The organism is Sulfitobacter sp. 1A12779, assembly GCF_043557315.1.
In the GTDB taxonomy this organism is placed as follows: domain Bacteria; phylum Pseudomonadota; class Alphaproteobacteria; order Rhodobacterales; family Rhodobacteraceae; genus Sulfitobacter; species Sulfitobacter faviae.
On the sequence record NZ_JBIFFU010000005.1, the window covers coordinates 96,977 to 110,823 of the forward strand.

19 protein-coding genes are annotated in these 13,847 nt (G+C 65.0%); 12 read left to right on the forward strand and 7 right to left on the reverse strand.

The features are described 5' to 3' along the window. Window positions 1–68: 68 nt before the first annotated feature. A complete protein-coding gene (locus tag ACGYLQ_RS08020) occupies window positions 69–1,403 on the forward strand; it encodes an aspartate aminotransferase family protein (protein ID WP_394441848.1) in 1,335 nt (444 codons plus the stop codon). A gap of 16 nt (window positions 1,404–1,419) precedes the next feature. Here the strand turns inward: ACGYLQ_RS08020 and ACGYLQ_RS08025 are convergent, their stop codons facing one another. The 5 genes from ACGYLQ_RS08025 to ACGYLQ_RS08045 are packed head-to-tail and all read right to left on the reverse strand — an operon-like array spanning window position 1,420 to window position 4,279. Then, window positions 1,420–2,388, reverse strand: a complete 969-nt coding sequence (locus tag ACGYLQ_RS08025) for a TonB family protein (protein WP_394441851.1) — start codon at window positions 2,386–2,388, stop codon at window positions 1,420–1,422. Continuing rightward, a complete protein-coding gene (locus ACGYLQ_RS08030; protein ID WP_209217482.1) occupies window positions 2,385–2,774 on the reverse strand; it encodes a biopolymer transporter ExbD in 390 nt (129 codons plus the stop codon). The genes ACGYLQ_RS08025 and ACGYLQ_RS08030 overlap by 4 nt, the downstream gene beginning before the upstream one ends. A gap of 2 nt (window positions 2,775–2,776) precedes the next feature. Further along, window positions 2,777–3,154 carry a biopolymer transporter ExbD gene (locus tag ACGYLQ_RS08035; protein WP_394441853.1) on the reverse strand — a complete coding sequence of 126 codons (378 nt, stop codon included), beginning with the start codon at window positions 3,152–3,154 and terminating at the stop codon, window positions 2,777–2,779. Next, the gene (locus ACGYLQ_RS08040; RefSeq protein ID WP_067264877.1) at window positions 3,147–3,833 is read right to left on the reverse strand and encodes a MotA/TolQ/ExbB proton channel family protein; all 687 of its coding nucleotides are present in this window, start codon (window positions 3,831–3,833) and stop codon (window positions 3,147–3,149) included. The genes ACGYLQ_RS08035 and ACGYLQ_RS08040 overlap by 8 nt, the downstream gene beginning before the upstream one ends. Continuing rightward, on the reverse strand, window positions 3,833–4,279 hold the full coding sequence (locus ACGYLQ_RS08045) for a hypothetical protein (RefSeq protein WP_322329194.1): 447 nt from the start codon (window positions 4,277–4,279) through the stop codon (window positions 3,833–3,835). Before ACGYLQ_RS08045 ends, ACGYLQ_RS08040 begins: the two co-directional genes overlap by 1 nt. A 279-nt stretch (window positions 4,280–4,558) precedes the next feature. On the opposite strand from ACGYLQ_RS08045, the gene ACGYLQ_RS08050 reads away from it, so the two are divergent. After that, window positions 4,559–5,017: a beta-lactamase hydrolase domain-containing protein gene (locus ACGYLQ_RS08050; RefSeq protein ID WP_394441856.1), complete on the forward strand. Its 459-nt coding sequence runs from the start codon at window positions 4,559–4,561 to the stop codon at window positions 5,015–5,017. Between the two features lie 27 nt (window positions 5,018–5,044). Here the strand turns inward: ACGYLQ_RS08050 and ACGYLQ_RS08055 are convergent, their stop codons facing one another. After that, complete coding sequence (locus ACGYLQ_RS08055; protein WP_394441858.1) at window positions 5,045–5,350, reverse strand: ArsR/SmtB family transcription factor; 306 nt, start codon at window positions 5,348–5,350, stop codon at window positions 5,045–5,047. Between the two features lie 92 nt (window positions 5,351–5,442). Between ACGYLQ_RS08055 and ACGYLQ_RS08060 the strand changes: the two genes are divergently transcribed. From ACGYLQ_RS08060 to ACGYLQ_RS08085, 6 genes are all read left to right on the forward strand, one after another. Then, complete coding sequence (locus tag ACGYLQ_RS08060) at window positions 5,443–5,877, forward strand: YeeE/YedE family protein (RefSeq protein ID WP_394441861.1); 435 nt, start codon at window positions 5,443–5,445, stop codon at window positions 5,875–5,877. A gap of 1 nt (window position 5,878) precedes the next feature. Then, window positions 5,879–6,322, forward strand: a complete 444-nt coding sequence (locus ACGYLQ_RS08065) for a DUF6691 family protein (RefSeq protein WP_394441863.1) — start codon at window positions 5,879–5,881, stop codon at window positions 6,320–6,322. Then, on the forward strand, window positions 6,319–7,236 hold the full coding sequence (locus ACGYLQ_RS08070) for an MBL fold metallo-hydrolase (RefSeq protein WP_394441865.1): 918 nt from the start codon (window positions 6,319–6,321) through the stop codon (window positions 7,234–7,236). Before ACGYLQ_RS08065 ends, ACGYLQ_RS08070 begins: the two co-directional genes overlap by 4 nt. A 50-nt stretch (window positions 7,237–7,286) precedes the next feature. Continuing rightward, entirely contained in the window at window positions 7,287–9,011 is a 1,725-nt protein-coding gene (locus tag ACGYLQ_RS08075) for a SulP family inorganic anion transporter (RefSeq protein WP_394441867.1), read from the forward strand. 53 nt (window positions 9,012–9,064) lie between these two features. Beyond that, a complete protein-coding gene (locus ACGYLQ_RS08080; RefSeq protein WP_394441869.1) occupies window positions 9,065–9,529 on the forward strand; it encodes a CreA family protein in 465 nt (154 codons plus the stop codon). Between the two features lie 116 nt (window positions 9,530–9,645). Continuing rightward, window positions 9,646–10,794: a lytic murein transglycosylase gene (locus ACGYLQ_RS08085; RefSeq protein WP_394441872.1), complete on the forward strand. Its 1,149-nt coding sequence runs from the start codon at window positions 9,646–9,648 to the stop codon at window positions 10,792–10,794. Between the two features lie 189 nt (window positions 10,795–10,983). Here the strand turns inward: ACGYLQ_RS08085 and ACGYLQ_RS08090 are convergent, their stop codons facing one another. Then, complete coding sequence (locus tag ACGYLQ_RS08090) at window positions 10,984–12,324, reverse strand: FliI/YscN family ATPase (RefSeq protein ID WP_394441875.1); 1,341 nt, start codon at window positions 12,322–12,324, stop codon at window positions 10,984–10,986. A gap of 70 nt (window positions 12,325–12,394) precedes the next feature. On the opposite strand from ACGYLQ_RS08090, the gene flgB reads away from it, so the two are divergent. The 4 genes from flgB to fliQ are packed head-to-tail and all read left to right on the forward strand — an operon-like array spanning window position 12,395 to window position 13,837. Beyond that, window positions 12,395–12,799, forward strand: coding sequence for a flagellar basal body rod protein FlgB (gene flgB, locus ACGYLQ_RS08095; RefSeq protein WP_067261029.1), 405 nt, complete (start codon window positions 12,395–12,397; stop codon window positions 12,797–12,799). 9 nt (window positions 12,800–12,808) lie between these two features. Next, window positions 12,809–13,219, forward strand: a complete 411-nt coding sequence (gene flgC, locus ACGYLQ_RS08100) for a flagellar basal body rod protein FlgC (protein WP_067261031.1) — start codon at window positions 12,809–12,811, stop codon at window positions 13,217–13,219. A gap of 12 nt (window positions 13,220–13,231) precedes the next feature. After that, complete coding sequence (locus ACGYLQ_RS08105; RefSeq protein ID WP_067261033.1) at window positions 13,232–13,564, forward strand: flagellar hook-basal body complex protein FliE; 333 nt, start codon at window positions 13,232–13,234, stop codon at window positions 13,562–13,564. A gap of 3 nt (window positions 13,565–13,567) precedes the next feature. Beyond that, complete coding sequence (gene fliQ, locus ACGYLQ_RS08110) at window positions 13,568–13,837, forward strand: flagellar biosynthesis protein FliQ (protein ID WP_067261035.1); 270 nt, start codon at window positions 13,568–13,570, stop codon at window positions 13,835–13,837. Window positions 13,838–13,847 lie beyond the last annotated feature (10 nt).

A 13,847-nucleotide genomic window follows, 5' to 3' on the forward strand; every position in this document is an offset into this window, starting at 1 on the left:
TGCTGATTAATGTGGCAGTCAGCAGGCGAAGCGGTAAATAGGGTCGACCCCAAGGATCGGATTCTACGATGAGCCATGTATTGCACCGTAACCTGCGCGCCACGCAACCTGTGATCGTACGCGGAGAAGGAAATTTCCTTATTGATGACAAAGGGAAGCGCTATCTGGACGCCTGTGGCGGTGCGGCTGTATCAAGCCTTGGGCATGACAATGCCACCGTGCGCGCCGCCGTCGCCGCGCAGATGGACAAGCTTGCCTTTGCCCATACCGGCCTTTTCACCAACGCCCCGGCAGAGGCGCTGGCCGACCATCTCATCGCCCGCGCGCCTGAGGGTACGGGCGAAGGCCGGGTCATGTATCTGGGCAGCGGGTCAGAGGCGATGGAGGCGGCGCTGAAGCTCGCGCGGCAGTACCATCTGGAGCGCGGCGACACGGGCCGCGCCAAGATCATCGCACGCAAGCCCAGCTATCACGGCAACACGCTCGGCGCCTTGGCGGTGGGCGGTCATGCCGGGCGCCGCAAACCTTTTGCCCCGATGCTGATGGATGTGGAACATATCGACGCCGCCTATGCCTACCGGCTGCAACGCGAGGGCGAGAGCGCGGCGGATTTCGCGCGGCGGCTGGCGGATCAGTTGGAGGCGCGGATCGTCGAGCTGGGGCCGGAGACGGTGGCCGCCTTCGTAGCCGAGCCGGTGGTCGGCGCCTCGCTCGGCTCCCAGCCCGCGCCCGAGGGGTATTTCAAACATGTGCGCGAGATCTGCGACCGCCACGGCGTGCTGCTCATCGCCGATGAGGTGATGTGCGGCATGGGGCGGACGGGCAGCCTTTTCGCGTTGGAGCAGGAAGGCATTTGCGCCGATATCACCACCATGGCCAAGGGCCTCGGCGCGGGCTACCAGCCGATCGCGGCGGTGATGGCGCGGCAAAGCGTGATTGACGCGATCATGGCGGGCAGCGGCAACCTGTGGAACGGGCACACCTATATGTCCCATGCGGTGGCGACGGCTGGCGCGCTGGCGGTGCTGCAAGAGGTCGAGAGCCGCGATTTGCTGAGCGCGGTGCGCAGCCGGGGGCAGCAGTTGGAAACCGCGCTGCGCGACCGCTTCGGCCAGCACGCCCATGTCGGTGACATTCGCGGGCGCGGGCTGTTTTGGTCCATCGAACTGGTGGCCGAGCGCGACAGCAAGACGCCCTTCGACGTCAGCCGCAACCTCGCGGGCAAGATCCAGCGCGCGGCGATGGAGGCGGGGATGATCTGCTACCCTTCGCAGGGCTGCGCCGATGGCACGGCGGGGGATCACGTTCTGCTGGCCCCGGCCTTCACCTCCCCGCCCGAGGAAATCGAGATGACAGTCGAGATGCTGGGCGCGGCGGTCGACGGGGTGATCGCGGAGGGCTGAGCCCTCCGCCTGCCCGTTACCGGCCTTTGATCTGGATCGAGAAGTTGCGCCGCGCCCCAGCGGGCGGACGCGGGAATGGGGCGGCCTTGCGGATGATGCCAAGCGCCGCCTGATCCAGCGCCGCCGAGCCGGAACTGCGGGCCACGCGGACCCCTGCCAACTGCCCGCCCCCACCGATGGAAAAGGCGATCACAGCCGTCCCGCGGGAGCGAACGCGCGGCTTGCCGACGCGGGCGATGCGGCTCATCACCTTGCCCGGATAGTTGCTGGCCGCCGCATTGCCCGCAGGTGCGGCGGCCCGCTGACGGGTGCCGGATTGCGCGGCGTTGCCCGCGCGGCTGGCGGTCTGCGCGCCCTTGGTGTTGTTGCGCTTTGCATTGCCGCGCGTGGTCTGTTTGGGCTTCGGTTTCGGCTGCGGCTTGGGCTTGGCCTTCTTGGCCGCTTCGGCGGCGCGCTCGGGATCGCGGCGTTGCGGGCGCTGCGACAGGCGCGGCGCGTCATCCTCGGCCTCGGCGGTGAGGGTTTCGACCGGCGGCACCGGGGCGGCAGCCGTGATCGTTGGCGTGGCCTCAGTCGTCTCGGGCGGGGTTTCGACCGGGGTCAAGGCGGGCAAGACTGGCGTCTCTGTCGGCGCGGCGGCGGGCGGGGCCACGGGCATGGGCTCGGCCTCCACCGTCTGCACCGGCTCTGCGACGGGCGCAGGCGTGGGGGTGAGCGTGGGCTCGGGCGCGGGGGTCGGCGGTAGGGCCTCTGCGGTCTCCAGCGGTTCGGGTTCGGGGGTTGGGGTGATCTCTTCCACCGGTTCGGCATCCAATGTGCCGACCGCCATATCCTCGAACCGCGTGCCAAGCTGGGCCGCGGCGGGCGCGCCGCCGCCTGCGATCTTGGCGCTGTCGTCGATCTGGGCGAGTTGCGACACCCCCACGACCAGGCTGGCCGCGACGCCGATGGAAAGTGTTTTGACGAGACCGGAACGGGGGATCATTGCAGCGCCCTTTCGGTGACAAGCATGACGCGCGCGGCCCCTGCCCCGCGCAATTCGCGGGTCAGTTCGACAAGGCGGCGGGCGGGCAGCGCGCGGTCGGGGAGAAGCCGCACGGTGTCGCGCTCCTCTTCGGGCAGCGCGTCGATGAAATCGACCACGCTGGCGCGGTCTTGGCCTGCGTAGGTCATGCGGCCATCGGCATGGACCACCAACGCGTTGGGCGGGGCGCGCCCCTCAAGCTCGCGGGTTTCGACGAGGTTGAGATCGGAATCCAGCGGCTGCGACAGGGTGCCTGCGACCATGAAGAAAACCAGCATCAGAAAGACGATGTTGATCAACGCGATGGTCGGTTCGCGTTGCGGTTTGGCCTTGGCGATGGGTCGCATGGTCAGCCCTCCAAAACCGAGACGCTGAGCCCCGGCAGGGCGCGCAGCGCGATGAGCAGATCGGCCAGCGCCTGCGCCTCGACCTCGGCCCCGAGCGAGACCAAAAGCGGGGTGCCCTCCTCAGCCTCGGCCAAGGGGCTGGCGGTCAGCCCCTCAAGCGCCAGCGCATCGCCGTTGAGGCGCAGCCCCTCGGTGGTCAGTTGCAGGAAATAGGGTTTCGCCCCCGTCTCGGCCCCTGCCCCGGATGTCGCTGCGGCCAATTCGATCTCGGCAAATTTTGAGAAGGTCGAGGTCAGCATGAAGAACAACAACAGCAGAAAGATCACGTCGATCAGGGAGGTCATGGAGAGGCGGTTGCGCCGCCGGCGTGGCCTAGCCATGGGCTGGCCGGGGCGCGGCGGCGGCAAAGGGGGTGGCGGCGGGCGCAGCGGCGGGGGCCGCGTTCTGGCCGGGATGAAGCACGGTGAGGATCGCCTTGTCGGCGATGACGCGCTCGTTCTCCATGCGTTGCTCAAGCCAGCTGAGCACCAGCGCGGTCGGCATGGCCACGACCAGCCCCACGGCAGTGGTCAGAAGCGCCACCCAGATGCCACCGGCGAGGATCGACGGGTCCACTTGAGAGCCTGCATCCTGCAAGGCGCGGAAGGCTTCGATCATGCCCAGAACCGTGCCGAAGAGCCCCAAGAGCGGGGCAAGCTGCGCCACGGAATCGAGCAGGCGGAAGCCGCGCTCCAGCTTGGCAAAACGCATCTCGGCCTCGGCCTGCAAGCGAGAAGCACCCGCCTCAGGCGCGGACATGGCCAATTCGATCACCGGGGCGAGGTAGCTTTTCGACCGGCCCAGCGCCGCGCGGGCGGCGGCGGCATCGCCGCGCTCCCATGCGTTGACCGCTTCGGACAGCGCCCGGTGGCGGCCCACGGCGGCGGCGCGGAACTGCCATGTTTTATAAAGCGCGACCGCAAGGGTCAGCACGGCCACGGCCATCAGGATCACCACCACCGGGCCACCGGTTTCGGCAATGCCCCGCAGCGGAGTCAGCAGCGCGTCAAGTTGATCCATCAGCCCAGCACCTCGATCTCGGTCCGGGTTGCCGGGGCCAGCGCGCTTTCGCAGGTGCCCGCCTCGATCCCCGCGCCGTCACAGCTTTGCGCGCCGTTAAAGAGGATGCGGCCAAGGTTTTCGCAGGTGGTCTGCGGCACCACGAACTGACGCACGCGCGGGCGGCCAACGGGCAGTTCGCCGAAATCGAAGAGCGTAAGCCGGTTTACGGTGCCTTCACGGTCGAACAGCACGGTTTCATAGACCGCCTTGTCGAGCGGGGCGGAAAGCTCGTTGGTGATGAGGAAGGTCAGCTTGCAATTCGCCTCCGTGGTGTCGGCGGCGTTCAGTTCGACCTTGAGCGCGGGCGAGGCGCTGGCCGGGGTTGCGGCGGGCGTCTCGGCGGCGGCGCCTTGGGCGATGGTCAGGGACAGGGCCGCGAGGAACGCGGAACGAAAATGCGGCATGGGGGTGGCTCCCGATGGGTTTGTCTTTGATCACGGCGCAGGTCTGGGGCGCCTGCCACAGCGGGGCAGAATCGTCGCAGCACCTCTTGCGCCAAGCGGAATTTCTGCCTGCTGCCTAGCAAAACCGGGCGGCGGTGACAATCCTGACTTTAATACTCGGATTATATCTGCGCAGCGCGGCCCGTTCTGCCGAGCAGGGAACAGTTGCGCCGGGCTGGGGTTGGGCCGCTGAAACCACCACGCGCGGGCGACTGCATCCGCGCAGATAAGGAGGCCAGAATGACCGACGATAGCCAAAAGATCGCGACCATCGACCCTGCTCATAACGTGGCTCTGTTCATGCCGGACGCCAAAGCGCTGGAGCAGGCGGCTTCTGCCGGGATGAAAACGGTGGTGAACTTCCGTGCCTCAGATGAGAAAGGCGGCCTCTCCCCCGATGCAGAGCGGCTGGTGGCCGAGAAGCTGGGGTTGAACTACCTGCACCATCCGGTGACGCCGGACAGCCTTGGCCCCGAGACGGTGGATGAATTCCGCAAGTCACTGGACGACCTGCCCCAGCCGGTCTTTTTGCACTGCGCTTCCGGCAAACGTGCGGGGGCGATGACCTTGATGGCCCTTGCAGCAGATAAGGGTTGGGACGGTGACACGGCCCTGCAAGAGGGCAAGGCCCGCGGCATCGACCAGACCGAAGAGAAGATCGGTCAGTTGGTCAAATCCTACGCGGATAGCAAAGCGTGAGAGAAGCGCCCGGTTTTGCCGGGCGTTTTATTTTTGCGCGCAGTAGAGGCCGTGCAGCGTTTCCAGAACGGCCACGGCCTCCTGCCCCTTTACCCGGTAAAAGATCGTTTGCCCCGCCCGGCGGCTGTCAACCAGACCGGCGTCTTTCAACTTTTTCAACTGCTGCGACATGGTGGATTGCGACAGACCGCAGGCCAGCGCCAAATCCCCAACCGAGCGCTCCCCACCGATCAGACGGCACAGGATCTGCAACCGCGCCTCTGACGCAAGCATCGTCATGAGCGCCGCAGCCCCGGCGATATCGCCCTCCAGAAAGTCGTCCGTGTTTTTCATATTAGCATCATTGAATATTATGAGAGCGTAATATATACTGGTTTCCAGTCTGACACAAGCCAGCCGCTTGGTGGGCCGTAAGGAGTTGAGAGATGGAAACCGAATTCACACCATGGCTGTCGCTGGGCGGCGGGGCGCTGATCGGGGCCTCGGCGGTGCTGCTGATGGCCACGAACGGGCGCATCGCGGGGATCAGCGGGCTGACCTCTCGGCTCTTCGCCCGCGACAGCGACGGCGAAGCGCGGGGCGTGTCGTTTTTCTTCGTATTGGGGCTTTTGTTGGCCGCCCCGCTCTGGCTGATCACCTCGGGTGGATGGCCGCAGCAATGGGTGCCCTCGAACCCCGTTCTGATGGCGGTGGCCGGGCTGCTCGTCGGCTTTGGCGCGACCTATGGCAACGGCTGCACCTCGGGCCACGGGGTCTGCGGGATCAGCCGTGGCTCGGCGCGGTCGATCGTGGCGACGCTGACCTTCATGGCGACGGCATTCGTGACCGTCTTTGTCATGCGCCATGTGATCGGAGGGTGACATGAAACAGTTCTTCGCCCTGCTCTCCGGCCTTTTGTTCGGCATCGGCCTGATCGTATCCGGCATGGCCGACCCGGCCAAAGTCCTGAACTTCCTCGATGTTTTTGGCACATGGGATCCCAGCCTTGCCTTTGTCATGGGCGGCGCCATCGCGGTGACGGCACCGGGGTTCGCATGGCTGTTCCGCAGCCGTCAGACCCCCTACTTCGACCATAAATTCCGCCTTCCCACCCGCAACGATCTTGAGCCGAAACTGCTGACCGGCGCCGCGATTTTCGGCATCGGCTGGGGCTTGGGGGGCTTTTGCCCCGGCCCGGCATTGACCGCCCTGCCCATCGCGGCCAGCGGCACCTTGATCTTTGTCCCCTTCATGCTGGGCGGCATGTGGATCGCCCGGCGCAGCTATGATTTGACCTCACTAACCAAAGAAGGACCAGCCAGATGAGCGACCCTCTCAATTCACCCGTCGTGCGCCACTCCCCTTCGAACGGAGCAGGCAGCCCCGATGTCTGGGGCATCTATGAGCCTGACACCGGCTCGATCCAATACATCTGTGCCGATCCGGCAACGAAGAAGGCCGCGCTGATCGATGTGGTGTGGAACTTTGACCCGAAAAACTACAAGTTCACCACCGAAAGCATGGATCAGGTGCTGGACCTCGTGAAGGAAAACGGCCTTACCGTGGAATGGGTACTGGATACCCACCCCCATGCGGATCACGTCATGGCCTCGGCCCAGTTGAAAGAGCGCACGGGCGCGCCCAATGCCATCGGCGCACTGGTGCCCGAGATCGCCAAGATCTGGGCCGATCTTTACAACATGCCCGATGCCTTTGACCCGGATCGCGATTTTGACCACCTGTTTCAGGAGGGTGAGACCTTCAAGATCGGCGACCTTGACGCCAAGGTGATGCTGTCGCCCGGGCATACGCTGGGGTCGATCACCTATGTCTGTGGCGATGCGGCTTTTGTGCATGACACGCTGATGCAGCCCGATGCGGGCACCTCGCGCTCTGATTTCCCCGGCGGCACGACTGAGGAGCTGTGGGACTCGATCCAAGACATCCTCGCCCTGCCCGGCGACACGCGGCTTTACATCGGCCATGACTACGGCACCGATAACCGTGACGAGCCGCGGTGGGAGGCCACGGTGGACGAGCACCGCGCCCATAACATCCACGTCAAGGATGGCACCAAGCGCGAAGATTATATCGAGCGCCGCCAGAAGCGGGACGCGACCCTGTCGCTGCCCAACCGCATCCTTGCTGCCTTGCAGATCAACCTGCGCGGCGGGCGGCTGCCCCCGGCGGAGGATGACGGCCATCACTACCTGAAACTGCCCGTGAACCGTTTTGACTGAGCCAACCCGGTGGCCCCTTGGGGCCGCCCCTTTCTAACGGATCGCCGCCCATGCCTCTCCCTTCGCTTTCGCGCTACCTGCCGATCCTCGACTGGGGGCGGCGCTACGACCGCGGCCAATTCACCGGGGATATGATCGCGGCGGTGATCGTCACGATCATGCTGATCCCGCAATCGCTGGCCTATGCGCTCTTGGCGGGCATGCCGCCCGAGGCTGGCATCTATGCCTCTATCGCGCCCATCGTGCTCTACGCCATCTTCGGCACCAGCCGGGCGTTGGCGGTGGGGCCGGTGGCCGTGGTCTCGCTGATGACGGCGGCGGCGGTGGGCGAGATCGCGCAGAGCGGCACGGCGGGCTATGTCACGGCGGCGCTGACGCTGGCCTTTCTGTCGGGCGCGATGCTGCTGGCGCTTGGGCTGTTTCGGCTGGGGTTTCTGGCAAATTTCCTGTCGCACCCGGTGATCGCGGGCTTCATCACCGCCTCCGGCATCCTGATCGCCGCCAGCCAGTTGCGGCATATCCTCGGGATCGAGGCCGAGGGGCACACGCTGCCGCAGATCCTGTCGAGCCTCTGGGCGCATCTGGGGGAGGTCAATGTCATCACCCTCGGCTTGGGCTTGGCCGCCACGGCCTTCCTGTTCTGGGTGCGCGGCGGGCTAAAACCGCTTCTGCGGCGCATGGGGCTGGGGCCGCGGATGACGGATATCGGGGCCAAAACCGGGCCGGTGCTGGCGATTGTGGCGACGACGCTGGCGGTCTGGGGCTTCGATCTGGGTGCGCGCGGCGTCTCAATCGTGGGCGAAGTACCGCAGAGCCTGCCGCCGCTCACCCTGCCCTCCTTTTCCCCTGAGCTCTTGTCACAGCTTTTCGTCCCGGCGCTGCTGATCTCCGTCATCGGCTTTGTCGAGAGCATCAGCGTGGCGCAGACCTTGGCGGCGAAAAAGCGCCAGCGGATCGACCCGGATCAGGAGCTGATCGGCCTCGGCAGCGCCAACCTTGGCGCGGCCTTTACCGGGGGCTTTCCGGTCACCGGGGGATTCTCGCGCTCGGTGGTGAACTTCGACGCGGGCGCCGAGACCCCTGCCGCCGGAGCCTTCACCGCCGCCGGACTGGCGCTGGCGGCGCTTTTTCTGACGCCGCTCATCCACTACCTGCCCAAGGCCACGCTGGCCGCCACGATCATCGTCGCGGTGCTGAGCCTCGTCGACTTCTCCATCCTGAAACGCGCATGGGCCTTCAGCCACGCCGATTTCGCCGCCGTCAGCGTGACGATCCTGCTGACGCTGATTTTCGGCGTCGAAGCGGGGGTGAGCGCGGGCGTGGTGACTTCGATCCTCGTGCATCTTTACAAGACCTCGCGCCCGCATATGGCCGTGGTGGGCCGGGTGCCGGGGACCGAGCATTTCCGCAACGTGCTGCGTCACGAGGTTGAGACCCAGCCACATGTGCTGAGCCTGCGGGTGGACGAGAGCCTCTATTTCCCCAACGCGCGGTTCTTGGAGGATCAACTGGCCCAATATGCCGCCGATAAGCCTGACCTCACGGATGTGGTGCTGATGTTCCCCGCGGTGAATGAAATCGACCTCTCGGCGCTGGAATCGCTTGAGGCGATCAACACGCGGCTGAAGGACGCCGACATCCGCTTGCACTTGAGCGAGGTGAAAGGCCCGGTGATGGACCGGCTGAAGCGCAGTCATTTTCTGGAAGAGCTGACCGGGGAGGTCTTTCTAAGCCAGCATGAGGCGGCCTGTGCGCTGGCCAAACACCCCCGGTGACGCCGCAGGGTAAATTATCGGGAACCGCGCCGCCCGCTGCGCGTTTGCCTGCCATGAATAAGACATTTGCCCGCGCCGCCGCCCTCTCTGCCAGTATTTTCGCCACCACAGCCAGCGCCGAAGAGGTCGGCAAGGTGGATGTGGATTGGCTGGGCAATGACATCATCGTCGAAGCCGTGGCCGACCCAAAGGCGAAGGGCGTGACCTGCCATCTGGCCTTTTTCGAACGCGGGCTGATCGACCGGCTGCAAAAGGGCAATTGGTTCGAAGACCCGTCGAACTCTTCGATCTCCTGCCGCCAGACCGGCCCGATTGAGATCGGTGACATTGACCGTGGCGACGAAGGCGAAAACGTCTTTAGCGAGCGCCGCTCGATCATCTTCAAGACCCTGAAGGTGAAGCGTATTTTCGACGAAGCGAACAACACGCTGATCTACATCAGCCACAGCCAGCGGGTGCAAGACGGCTCGGCCAAGACATCGATGTCGACGGTGCCCCTGTACCAGCCCGGTCAGTAGCCGAAAGCCAAGGTTCGCTTAGGCAAAGCCTTGCCATTGGGGCGATCCCGCCTTGTCGGGCGACCTGCCTGCGATATGCTGCGCAAAAGGCAACAACGCAGCGACAGGCAGGTTTTATGAGACATTCACGCAGAACATTCGCATTCGGCCTTGCCGCATTAGGGCTGACCTCGGCCTGTTCGACCGGGGGCGGCACGCTGGGCCCCGCGGCGGCGGCGGGGGTGCCGGACGATCTGCGCCCCGTACCCAACGCGGGCTATGACGCATGGGTCGCGGCTTTCAAAAACCGTGCCGCTGCACAGGGGATTTCGGCCAGCACTCTGACCCGCGGGTTCCGCGGCACGGGCTATCTGCCCGGCGTGGTCAAACGCGACCGCAATCAGACGGAATTCAGCCGCAGCTTGGAAGATTACCTGTCAATCGCCGCCTCGGACGAGCGGGTGTCAAAGGGGCGCGCAGCCTTTGCCCGCCACCGCAGCACATTGAACGCGATTGAAAGCCGCTACGGCGTGGCGGCAGAGATCGTCGCGGCGGTCTGGGGGCTGGAGAGCTATTTCGGAGAGCGGCGCGGCAATGTGCCTGTCGTCTCGGCCACCTCGACATTGGCCTATGATGGGCGGCGCGGGGCGTTTTTTGAAAAGCAGCTGATCGCGGCGCTGAAGATCCTGCAGAACGGCGATATTACTGCCGACCGGCTGACCGGGTCATGGGCCGGGGCCATGGGGCATACGCAGTTTATCCCCACCTCTTACCAAGCCTTCGCGGTGGATTTCACCGGCGACGGGCGGCGCGACATCTGGTCGGAAGATCCCAGCGATGCGCTGGCCTCCACCGCCGCATATCTGTCGCGCAACGGCTGGACACGGGGGCTGAAATGGGGCGGTGAGTTAGGCAGTCTCCCCGCCAGCGCGGGGTCGGTGATCCAGCCGCAGGCGAGCGGGCCGCAGTTCGTGGTGACCAGCAACTTCCGCGCGTTGAAACGCTACAACAACTCCGACAGCTATGCGATTGGCGTGGGCCATCTGGCGGATCGCATCGCGGGCGGCGGGCCGCTGCGCGGCAGCTTCCCGCCCGACGCCAATGGGCTGACCAAGGACGACCGCATCGCGCTACAGCAACGGCTGACCGCGCGGGGGTTCGATACCGATGGCGCGGATGGGGTGATCGGGCCGAACAGCCGCAAGGCGATCAGCGCCTATCAGGCCAGCGTCGGCCTGCCCGCGACGGGTGAGCCTTCGGTCGAGTTGCTGCGCCGGTTGCAGTAGGCGACGTAGGTCGGCCTTTCCCACCCTCCACGCTGGGGGTGGCGGCGGGGCAATCGGGGCGAGATTTTTTATACCACGAAGGGCAGCGCCGACCCGCGGGGTGGTGCTGAAAGCGCCGCCCCAGGGGGGCGGGTCGGCGCTGCCCGGCCTGCTGCCGGGCGACCCTAGAAGGTCAATCTGCGGTAAGGCTCAGCCCGGGCTGATGCCTGCCCGGTCGAGCATCCCCGCCACCTCGGCGAAAGAGGATTGTGGCGGGGTGTGTTCAGCCTTGCGCTGGCTCAGGAAGGCTTCGCAAGGTCCGGCAAAGGCGATGGCGCGGTCAAGCTCGGGGTTGCTGCCCGCGCGGTAGGCCCCGATGCGGATCAATTCCTCCATATCCGCGTGGGCCGCCAGCGCCTTATGGGCGGCGGTGAGCAGCGTATATTCCACATCACTGTGGCAATCCGGCAACGTCCGAGAGACGCTCGCCAGCAGGTCAATCGCCGGGTAGCGCCCCTTTTCGGCGATCTTGCGGTCGAGCACGATATGCCCATCGGTGATCCCGCGCACGGCGTCGGCGATGGGGTCGTTCATATCATCGCCATCCACCAAAACGGTGAAAATCGCGGTGATATCCCCCTTGCCCACCGGCCCCGGCCCGGCACGTTCCAGCATCTGCGGAAGCTCCGAGAAAACCGTCGGCGGATAGCCCTTGGCGGTGGGCGGTTCGCGCGAGGCAAGGCCGATTTCGCGCTGCGCCATGGCGAAACGGGTGACGCTGTCCATCAAGAGCAGCACATGCTGGCCCTGATCGCGGAAATGTTCGGCCACGGCCATGGCGGTCCAAGCGGCTTGGCGGCGGGTCAGCGGCGGCTCGTCCCCGGTGGCGACGACGAGCACCGCCTTTTCCATCCCTTCGGGGCCGAGGTCGGAGGCGATGAAATCCTGCACCTCGCGCCCGCGTTCGCCGACCAGTGCCATGACCACCACATCGCACTCCGTATAGCGTGCCAGCATGGCCATAAGCGTCGATTTCCCGACGCCGGAACCTGCGAAAATGCCCAAGCGCTGGCCCTGACAAAGCGGGGTGAAAACATCGAGCGCGCGCACATGGGTCGCCAGTTTCGGGCCGATGCGCTTGCGGTCAAAGGCCCCCGGCGGGGCGGCGCGCAGCGGGCGGGGGTCGTTGCCCTCGGGCAGATGGCCCTTCCCGTCGAGCGGCGTGGCCGAGGCGCTGATCACCCGGCCCTTCCAGCTTTCATCGGGGCGGATCACATCGCGGCCAATCGCGACCTCGACCCGGTCGCCCGCCGCCACCCCGCGCCATGAGCCGAAGGGGAGCAATTCGGTGCCGTGACTGCCCAGCCCCACCACCTCGGCATGGACCGGCCCGTCGGAGCCATGCACGATGCAGCGCTCGCCGATGCCTAAAACCCGCTCCAGCCCCACGGCGGTCAGCGTGATGCCGGTGATCGCGCGCACTTCGCCGGTGATCTCGGCCTCGCCTGCCTCGCGGGCGAAACTGGTCAGCTCGGAAAAGAGTGTCTGCATGGATAAATTTCCTCTAGGAGCGCGGGGCAATATTTACTATACAAGGATTAAACAGGCCATAGGCAAAAAAATGAACTTGTCTAATCTTTCTATTCTTGGACTGGCGTCGGACCGGATGCAGTGGCTTTCGGCCCGGCAAAAGGTCGTGTCTGAAAACGTCGCCAATGCCTCGACCCCGAACTACAAGGCGCGCGATGTATCGTCCTTTGAATCGATGCTCAGCGGCGAGTTGTCGCGCGATACCGGGTTGGTGACCACCCATGACAAACATTTCACCGGCGTCGCCCATGGCACGCCCGGCGTGCGCGAAGTGACGGATGGCCACGCCAAGGGCACCACGCTGGATGGCAATACCGTGAACCTTGAAGAACAGGCCGTGAAGGCCGCCGAGATCGGCGATCACTATAGGTTGGCAGCACAGCTTTACCGCAAAAGCTATGACATGCTGACCATGGCCGTCACCGGAAACAGGTAAGGAAAGCCCATGGATCCGCTTCAGTCCATCGCCAAAATCGCCGCCAGCGGGATGACCGCGCAGACCGCGCGTTTGCGGGTGATCTCGGAAAACGTGGCCAATGCCGATTCAACGGGCACCACGCCCGGCGCCGATCCGTTTCGCCGCAAGACCATCAGTTTCTCAGAGTTGATCGACCGCAATGGCGGCGGCTCCTTGGTGGAGGTCGACCGTATCGGGCGCGACCAATCCCCCTTTCGCCGCGATTATGACCCGGCCCATCCGGCGGCGGATGAAACGGGCTATGTCAAACGCCCCAATGTCGATCCGATCATCGAGATGGCCAACATGCGAGAAGCCTCGCGCAACTACGAGGCCAATATGAACATGTTCGAGTCGGGCCGCCGGATGCGCGGTCAGATGCTCGACCTGCTGAAGTGAGGCTGACCTGAGATGAGCGATCCCGCCTCCCTGATCTCGACCGCCGCGGTTCGCGGTGCCTATCGCACCTCGCAATCGCTGACGGCGCAAAAGGGCGAAGCCATCGCCGAAGAGGCAGGCGCCAGCGCCAATAGTTTCACCAATATGGTGCAGCAAGCCTCGGAAAGCGCGCTGGAAACGGTGCGCGAGGGCGAAGCCGTGGCCCAAGCCGGGCTGCGCGGTGAGGCGGATACCCAGCAGGTGGTCGAAGCCATGCTGGCGATGGAATCCACCGTCAAAGTGGCCGTGTCTGTGCGCGACCGCTTTGTCGAAGCCTATCAGGAAATTCTGCGGATGCCGATCTAGGCCATGACCGAAACCCAGACCTATGACATCATCTCTGCTACCGTCTGGGCCGTGCTTCTGGCCTCGGGGCCGGTGTTGGGGGTGGCGCTGGCGATTGGTCTGGTGATCGCGTTTTTCCAAGCACTGACGCAAATTCAGGAAATGACGCTGACCTTCGTGCCCAAGATCGTGATGATCTTTGTCACCCTGCTGGCGGCGACGCCGTTTATGTATGCCACGCTGAAGAACCTGTCGGACACCATCTTTGACCTCGTGCAGAACGGTGGGCTGTGAGAGCGCTTTG